Annotated in this window: 6 protein-coding genes; 1 reads left to right on the forward strand and 5 read right to left on the reverse strand. The window is 69.7% G+C overall.

What is annotated here, in order from left to right; translation table 11 throughout:
* The 5 genes from ACJ73U_RS16045 to ACJ73U_RS16065 form a co-directional block, all read right to left on the reverse strand.
* Nucleotides 1–1,055: hypothetical protein (locus ACJ73U_RS16045; RefSeq protein WP_407778422.1), on the reverse strand; the 1,055-nt coding region annotated here is incomplete at its 3' end.
* Between the two features lie 90 nt (nucleotides 1,056–1,145).
* Nucleotides 1,146–2,408 (reverse strand): ThuA domain-containing protein, encoded by a 1,263-nt coding sequence (locus tag ACJ73U_RS16050; protein ID WP_407778423.1) that lies wholly within the window; start codon nucleotides 2,406–2,408, stop codon nucleotides 1,146–1,148.
* A gap of 69 nt (nucleotides 2,409–2,477) precedes the next feature.
* The gene (locus tag ACJ73U_RS16055) at nucleotides 2,478–3,455 is read right to left on the reverse strand and encodes a Gfo/Idh/MocA family protein (RefSeq protein WP_407778424.1); all 978 of its coding nucleotides are present in this window, start codon (nucleotides 3,453–3,455) and stop codon (nucleotides 2,478–2,480) included.
* A 188-nt stretch (nucleotides 3,456–3,643) separates the two neighbouring features.
* The gene (locus ACJ73U_RS16060; RefSeq protein WP_407778425.1) at nucleotides 3,644–4,420 is read right to left on the reverse strand and encodes a hypothetical protein; all 777 of its coding nucleotides are present in this window, start codon (nucleotides 4,418–4,420) and stop codon (nucleotides 3,644–3,646) included.
* Between the two features lie 95 nt (nucleotides 4,421–4,515).
* Entirely contained in the window at nucleotides 4,516–5,970 is a 1,455-nt protein-coding gene (locus ACJ73U_RS16065) for a hypothetical protein (protein WP_407778426.1), read from the reverse strand.
* Between the two features lie 354 nt (nucleotides 5,971–6,324).
* On the opposite strand from ACJ73U_RS16065, the gene ACJ73U_RS16070 reads away from it, so the two are divergent.
* A complete protein-coding gene (locus tag ACJ73U_RS16070; protein WP_407778427.1) occupies nucleotides 6,325–7,257 on the forward strand; it encodes a hypothetical protein in 933 nt (310 codons plus the stop codon).
* Nucleotides 7,258–7,283 lie beyond the last annotated feature (26 nt).

Raw genomic sequence — 7,283 nt, forward strand, 5'->3', positions numbered from 1 at the left:
GAGTAGGTCGCCGAGCCGGTGTCCGGGGCCCAGTAGTACAGCTTCTTCTGGCCCGAGGAGTTGAACCACCACCGCCCGTTGTGCGACGCCACGCCGTTGAGGTTGTACCAGGGCAGCTGCAGTGCCTGGCTCGCCGTCGTCGACGCGGCGAACGTCGTCGCGCCGGAGGCGAAGGGGAAGCGAACCGCGCGCGGCGCGCGGTTGGGGTAGGACGTGCACCCGGACGAGCAGGTGTACTCCACCATCACGATGGACTTGGTGGGCCGGTCCAGCGAGATCGACGACCACGCGAGGTTGGTACCCGAGGTCGTGCCGGCGGTGATGGTGCCGACCTGCGGCAGGACGTAGGCGTAGTTGTGCGCGTAGTAGACGCCGCTGGACTGGCGGCCGATCTGGTCGGCGGTGCCGCCGGTGTTCGTCTTGAGGATCTTGCGCATGTCGAACACCCGCATCCCGTGGCCGGTGTCGGCGACGTACAGGTAGTCGCCGTACCAGGAGACGCCGCCGGCGTGGATCGGGATGTCCTTGAAGTTCGGGGTCGTCGCGCTCCCGGTCGGCTCGACGAGCAGGACCTTGCGGTACTTGTTGGGGTAGGTGGCGTCCCAGTCGACGAGCGTGATGCGGCTGCGTTCCTGGTCACCGTCGCAGGAGTCCTTGGTGTACCAGCTGACCACGACGAGCTGGTGACCGTCGTAGTTGCCGCTGTTGGCCGTGCCGACCGCGTCGCGGCTGGTCGTGATGCCCTGCGGGTAGTTCGCGCAGTCGGAGTTGTCCCCGCTGTCGAACCGGAAACCGGTGGACAGGCCCGCGACGGAGAACGAGGACGGCAGGGCCGTGCGGTCGTGGTTCGCGTTGTCCATCACGGTGTGGACGGGCGCGGTGCCCAGTGTGGAGACGAGTGCGGCGTTGACCGTGTTGAACTGGGTGTAGTTCGCGCTGAGCGTGTACTGGCTCGCGGGCAGCGTCGTCGGCGCGGCGGCGGCGACCGCCGGCGTGGGGGTGAGAACGACACCGGCGACGAGCGCTCCGGCGGCGAGATAGACACGGCGGCGCATGGCATCACGTCCCTGTGGTCGGAAATTAACCGAGCGCGCCACACCCTAGTGATGTTCTACCCGACAGATCAACACCTCGCGGTCGCGGGTTCAGGCGACGCGGAAGGACTGGTTCGCGCCACCCGTGCAGGTCGCCTGCACCAGCTGCACGCTGTCGGCCGCGCCCGGGGTGGTCAGACACTTGGCGCTGTTGCGGTTCACGAGGTGGTAGTAGCCGCCGCCCTCGCCGACCCACTGCCACTGCTGGTTCGGCCCGCCGCCGTACGCCCACAGCTGGATCGGCGCGTTCTCAGCCGTCGACACGTTCGTCACGTCCAGGGCCTGGGCCGCGTTGAGCTGGCTGTTGATCCGGCCGTAGCCGCCGGCGGTGGGCTGGAACTGGAAGTGCTGGGCGTTCGTGCCGTTGCAGGTGTACTGCTGGACGACCGTGCCGTTGACGCTCGCCGCCGCGCGGGCGTCCACGCACTTGCCGCTCGCGCGGCTGGTCACCGTGTACCAGGCGGTGGGGGAGAGGTCGCCGTTACCGGGGTCGGTGCCGGTCGAGCCGCCGAGCCACCGCAGGCCGTCGAGGATGAAGCGGTTCTGGTCCGCGCTCGCGAACGTCGAGGACAGGGCCGTGTTCGTGTCGTAGTTCATCGCGTTGTGGCCGAAGTTGGCGTACAGCATGCGGTAGTTCTTGTTCGTCCACATGATCGGGTAGTAGCCGCCGTGCCACTGCTGGTTCGGGTCGTCGCCGACCGGGAACGTCGACGCGTCCAGCGACGCCAGGACCTGGATGTTCGCGTTCTGCCGCAGGTCGCGCTCCCACGAGTACCACTCGCTGACCGACGACTGGATGGTCGCGGGCAGGTTCGCCGTCGACGGGTGGGCGTGGGTCTCGATCCGCAGTGTCTCGGCGGTCGGGCCCCAGGTGTTGGTCGCGAACCGGCCGGTGCCGAGGAAGTCGTTGTGGAACCAGTTCGCGTACGACGGCGTGGTGTCGTCGTTGTACGCGGTGACGTGGAAGCCGAAGAAGCCGCCGCCCGCGTCCATGTACCGCTGGAAGCCCTGGAACTGCGCGGCCGACTGCGGCTGGTCGTCCAGGAACATCAGCACCTGGTACTGGGCCGGGGTGACGGTCGTCAGCTGGTTCCAGTTCGTCGTCGCGGTGAACGTGTAGCCGTTCGCCGCCGCCTGCTGGGCGAACCACGGCCGTGCCTCGTTCTCGAAGCTGATGTGGGCGGCGTCCCAGGTGCCGCTGTAGAAGGCGAGCACGCTGAACGTCGCCGCGCTGGCCTGCGCGGGCACGAGCACACCCGCGCCCAGGAGCACCGCCACCAGCACCGCGAACCGCTTGAGAGCACCGGACACCATGGCGGCTCCTCCCCGACGAGGCTAAATACAAGCCTTAAATTAACGCAGGAACGAGCTGTGGTCTAGACCTCAGGAACGCAGCGGGAGACCGGCGGCGGTGTAGACGTCGTCGATCAGGGACATCGTGGCGATCGAGTCCGCCGGCGGGGTGAGGTTGGTGGGCTCCCCGCCGACGGCGGCGGCGAAGGCACGCAGCTGGTGGACGTAGGTCGCCTCGCGGGTGAACCGCTCGCGGCGGCGCCGGCCGTCCACCGTCACGGTGAACCTGGACCACACGTGCGGGGCGGCGAAGTTGTCGACGACCAGTGTGCCGCGCTCGCCGGCGACCCGCGCCCGCAGCCGCAGCAGCGTCGAGGACCACATCGACGCGTGGACCTGCCCGGTCGCCCCACCGCCGAGATCGAACTCCGCGGTCATCGCGCGGTCGATGCGGCGGTCCCGCCGCAACGTCAGCGCCCTCGCTGTGGTGACGGCCGGCGTGCCGGGGGAGAGCAGGCGCAGGCAGTGCACGGCGTAGCAGCCGGCGTCCATCAGGGCGCCGCCGGCGAGGTCGTAGTCGTACCGGATGTCCGAGAACACGGGCAGCGGGAAGCACATCGCCGTCTCGACGCGCCGGACCGCGCCCAACTCTCCACTGTGGACGATGTCGGCCATCCGCTGGGCCAGCGGGTGGTACCGGTAGTGGAACCCCTCCATCACGACCAGCCCGGTCCGCTCCGCGGCGGCCGCCACCTCCCGCGCCTGCGCCGCGTTGGCGGTGAAGGGCTTCTCGCACAGCACGTGCTTGCCGGCATCGAGCGCGGCCAGCGTCCACCGCGCGTGCCGTCCGTTGGGCAGCGGGACGTAGACCGCGTCCAGCGACGCGTCGGCCAGCAGGTCGGCGTAGGAGCCGTGCACCGCCGGCACACCGTGCCGGCGGGCGAATGCCTCGGCCCGGCCGCGGTCCCGCGCCGCGACGGCCCCGACCTCCACCCCGTCCACGGCCCGCGCGGGCCTGACAAGCGCGGCCGGAGCGATCCGGGCGGCGCCGAGCACACCGATCCTCACACGGGCGGAGCGTACCCGACCAGCCCGCCACTAGCCCGCGTCTAGCCCGCCTCCCCGCGCTTCTATGTGTTGGTTGCCTTCCGGCGAGGGTGCCGGTGTGGAGGTGGATTGTGGCTGAGTGCCGTCACGTTCCCCTGAGGTAACTGTTGGGCGGGTGCGGACCTTGCGCTGGGATCCACGGGACAGGCCTAGTTCCGGGTTGTGCCGCAGCCGAGGCGGGTGGTGCCCAGGGCCACGTCGTCGAACCAGAGGGTGTCGTCGCCGACGCCGTAGCTCTCCCAGCCGAGCCGGAAGTCGGTGAGCGCCGGGCGCCAGTTCCCGCGCCGCAGCCACTGCGAGTCGACGTCCGGGGTCGGGGTGGTGTCGGCGTGCAGGCCGGCGACCTCCGTGCCGTTGACCCAGGTCCGCAGCTCCGAGCCCGAGATGCCGAACTCGACGCACGTCCACTGGCCGACCGCCAGCGGCACGCTCTGCGCGACACCGACGGGGCTCTGCTCGGGCAGGGTGGCGTCGTCGGACTCGCGGTTCCACTGCAGGGCGCGGTTCTGGCCGCCCATGCGCAGGTCCTTGTTGCCGTCCGCGCTGTCCCTCATGGCGAGGAACGCGACGTGCGCGTCGGGCAGGGCGGTGGTGTGCCGCACGAAGAAGCGGGTGTACACGGCGGACCCACCGATGCCGCGGGTGGTGCTGACGAACACGTGGTTGCAGTAGCCGGCCCGGCCGTCGATTCGCAGGGACCTGGTCCCGTCGTGTGCCGTGGTGGTGTCCACCGTGGCCGTGCCGGTGCCCTGGCAGTTGGGGAAGACCGTGGTCCAGTCCCCGGACGGGGTCGGACCGGACTGGGTCTCGAAACCGTCGCAGAAGGCGCCACTCGGGCAGCTGACCGCCGCGGGTGCCTGTCCTGTCGCGGTCAGCTCCGCGGCCACGACCGCGGCCGCGAGTACAGCACCTGTTCTCCAGCGCATGTGTGCTCCTGTCGGGTGAGCGGACACGTCTTTGGGAGCGCTCCCAGAGAATCAATGTACGAGCAGGACGCGGTTCCCACAACATCCCAGCGCGGTTACAGCGCGACGCCGTCGAGCTGGAGCGTCTGCACCGAACCGGCCGGGAAGGCGAGGCGCACCAGCTTTCCGCTCGGCGTCACGTCGGCCCGGCGCACATAGCGGTCGCCACCGGCGGAGGTCACGGTGCTCCAGCGGGTGATCGTGCCGGTCGGCACCGTGGTGAACCGCGACAGGTCGAACGTGATCGTCTGCGCGGCGCCCGTGTTCACCGCGGCGAGCACCAGCCGGCGGGCCGCGGTGTCGTAGGCGGCCACGACGTTGTCCGTGCCCGCGCCGAGGATCCGCATGCCGGGCCGGACGTGCCGGGTGAACTGCGCCAGCACGTACAGCTTCGTCTCGACCGCGCCAGCCTGCAGCGAGTTGCCGTCGTACCGGATCAGGCCCCAGCCGGCGGACGGGTCCATCACCTGCCAGTACACCCACGCGGTCGGGTGCAGCCAGCGGAAGTCCAGGCACAGGTTGGTCGCCATCCGCAGGCCGGTGCCGTCGCCGTCGCCGAACTCGGAGTTCCACAGGATCTTCCCGGCCGAGTGCACGTCGCTGTACAGCAGGTCGCGGCGGCCGCTCTCGTACTGGTAGCCGTGCACGTTCACCTGCGCCACGGCCGACCGCGCCGTGGCGTCGAAGGCGCCCCACGTCGTGCGTGCCTGATCGAAGAGGGACTCGTCGGAGGCGGAGACGCGCACCCCGGTCAGGCCGCGGTTGTTCAGCTCCTCGCGCAGGTACGACACGATCGTGCGCTGGATGCTCGCGTCGATGTGGCAGCCCTCCTGCGTGCCGCTGGCGTTCCACCAGGTGGCGGAGGGCTCGTTGAACGCCTCGACCGTGCGGAAGGTGACGCCCCAGCTGTCCCGCGCGTGGCGGGCGGTCTCCGCGAGGTGGACGGCGTGCTGGCGGTAGTTCCAGGACTGGAGGTTGTTCCCGCCGTCCGCCGCGCCGGACGGGTTGTGGTTGAGGCACATCCACCACATGGGTGAGTTCGCGAACAGCTCCGCCGTCGCGCCCCGCGACACGGCCCTCGTCAGCGCCGCGCGTTGCTTCGCGTCCGCCGCCCACTGCCACTGGGCCGGGTCGGTGACCGTCCAGTTCTGCCAGAACCCCTCGATCTGCTTGAACCGCGGGATGTTCGGCGAGGCCGCCATCGTCTCGCCGTTCACGCTGTTCGAGCTGCACGCGCCGAGGTTGTAGCGGGCGATGTTCAGGCCGAGACCGGGCAGTGCCGCGCCGCCGTAGGACACGGTGCCGGTGGTGAAGAACAGGTTCGCGAAGTCGTCGCGGTCGCCGAAGACGTTGGCCCACCAGGCGAGCGAGGTGCCCCAGCCCTCCCACGTCCCGTAGTTGGCGGTGGGGTCCACGGCGACGGTGGTGTCGGCGCTCGCGACGCGGGCGCCCAGCGCGCTGCCCGCGACCGCGGCGGCCGCCGCGGTCAGAACGGTCCTGCGGGTGACCATGCTTCGGCTCCTTGCGTCGTTGGAGTGGAGCGAAGTGAGCGTTAACACTATGCGGTGTCCCGCGCCTGAGTGGCAATGGTGCCGACTGGGTCCACGGTTCCCGTTTTGACCGGCGACTCGCATGTGAGCGCGCACATTGCCAGCGTGGTGATGCGGTGCCGCGAGTCGCGTGAACGGCCGTTTGCGTGCGCGCTCCCAAATGTGCGCCGAAATGTTTCGGACGCTTTCGCGCTGATCGTTGATGCGGTTGACCGGAATCATTCTTCCGACTTAGACTATTTCCAGGACGTTTCCGAGAATTTCGGAATTGCGCGGGTGACGTTCAGTGTGTGACTACCGGGAAAGGAGGCCCTGGTGATCACCAGTTCGGTCCGTGCCAGGTTCCGTCCGTCGCTCGCCCTGCTGGCCGGTGCGGCACTCGCGTTCGCCGGCCTGGCAACGACAACTCCTGCGGTGCCGACAGTGCCGACAGCCGCGACCGCGCTCGCCGCGGCGGGTGTCGAGGACGACGGCGCCGACTGCGCGGTGACCCTGCCCGGTTCGTTGCCCGCCAATTCCCGCCTGCCCGACCCGTTCCGCAAGCTGGACGGCACGCGCATTTCCAGCACGTCCCAGTGGCGGTGCCGCCGGGCCGAGATCAGAAGAATGGCGGAACGCTACGTCTACGGTGAGAAACCGGCGAAGCCGGCCACCGTGACGGGCACGGTGTCGAGCACCAACATCACCGTGAACGTCTCGCAGAACGGCCGCAGCGCCAGCTTCTCGGCGAGCGTCCAGCTGCCGACCGGCACCGGCCCCTTCCCGGCCGTCATCGTCCTCGGCGGGTTCGGCGCGGACACGGCCACCATCAGGTCCGCCGGCGCCGCCGTCATCAACTACGACCCGCTGGCGGTCGGGAAGGAAGGCACGCCACGCAACAACAAGCAGGGCGCCTTCTACACGATCTACGGCAACACCAGCGGCACCGGGCTCCTGGCCGCCTGGGCCTGGGGCGCCAGCCGGATCATCGACGTCATCGAGCAGTCGGGCGGCAGCATCCTCAAGGCCGACGCGGTGGGCGTCACCGGCTGCTCGCGGTACGGCAAGGGCGCGTTCGCGGTCGGCGCGTTCGACCAGCGGATCGCGCTGACCATGCCCATCGAGTCCGGCAGCGCCGGCGTGCCCATCCTCCGCGGCATCCCGGGAGAGTCCGGGGCGCAGCCGCTGAGCAGCGCCTACAGCGAACAGCCGTGGCTGGGTGACGCGTTCAGCTCGTTCACCGGCAACCCCAACACAATGCCGTTATAGGATGAGGTTAGTGTTGGGATTTTGTG

The organism is Actinophytocola sp., assembly GCF_045807065.1.
GTDB lineage: Bacteria > Actinomycetota > Actinomycetes > Mycobacteriales > Pseudonocardiaceae > Actinophytocola.